A 345-nucleotide genomic window follows, 5' to 3' on the forward strand; every position below is an offset into this window, starting at 1 on the left:
TTAACCAGATCAACGAGGCGTTGACGGTGGTCGAGGCGGATATCGCCGTACATGCCCTCCAGGATCAGACAATCCGCCGCCTGATGACGTTGCCCGGCCTCGACGTCACCGTGGCTGCGAGCGTTGCCTGGGCCGGCCGCGCTGGTGATGAGCCGGTCCAATTCGCGGGCAACCCGCATGCCCGAGAGAGACGTATCAACGATGAGTGCCAGGCACTCTCTCGTGCAGTCGTCGACGACGGCCAGGATGCGGAAGCGGCGCCCGTCGGTGAGCTGGTCCGATACGAAGTCGAGCGACCAGCGCTCGTCGGGCCTCAGCGGCACCAGCATCGGCGCCCTGGTCCCG

The 345-nt window shown here is 66.4% G+C and carries 1 pseudogene; it reads right to left on the reverse strand.

What is annotated here, in order from left to right:
- Positions 1 to 146: 146 nt before the first annotated feature.
- A pseudogene (locus EN850_RS33190) lies at positions 147 to 345 on the reverse strand (IS3 family transposase); the annotation flags it as partial.

Origin of the sequence: Mesorhizobium sp. M8A.F.Ca.ET.207.01.1.1 (assembly GCF_004794715.1) — a bacterium.
GTDB lineage: Bacteria > Pseudomonadota > Alphaproteobacteria > Rhizobiales > Rhizobiaceae > Mesorhizobium.